This is a genomic window from Streptomyces sp. SID12501 (assembly GCF_010550245.1).
Classification (GTDB): domain Bacteria; phylum Actinomycetota; class Actinomycetes; order Streptomycetales; family Streptomycetaceae; genus Streptomyces.
The window spans coordinates 1-387 of record NZ_JAAGLU010001047.1; the positions used below are offsets into that span (position 1 = coordinate 1).

At 73.9% G+C, this 387-nt stretch carries 1 pseudogene; it reads left to right on the forward strand.

From position 1 onward, the window contains the following. Positions 1-387 (forward strand): annotated as a pseudogene (locus G3I71_RS49755) (FAD-dependent oxidoreductase); the annotation flags it as partial.

The window sequence follows — 387 nt, forward strand, 5'->3', positions numbered from 1 at the left end:
CGGCGGTTCGGTGCTGGCCCTGGAAAGACTGGGACACCCCGGCGGGGCCGCCGTCTCCACCCGCCCCTTCGTCGGACTCGACGCCCGGCTGTCACGGTACTCGTACCTCGTCTCCCTGCTCCCCGCGAAGATCGTCCGCGATCTCGGCCTGCGGTTCGCGGTCCGCCGACGCACCGTGTCCTCGTACACGCCCGTCGAGCGCGCCGGTCGTCCGGGGGGCCTCCTCGTCGGCGGCGGGGAGACGCGAACCCGGGAGTCCTTCGCCCGGCTCACCGGCTCGGGCCAGGAGTACGAGCGCTGGCGCGCCTTCTGCGGGACCACCGCCGAGGTCGCCCGCAAGGTGTTCCCGACCCTCACCGAACCCGTCCCGACCCGCGCGGAACTACG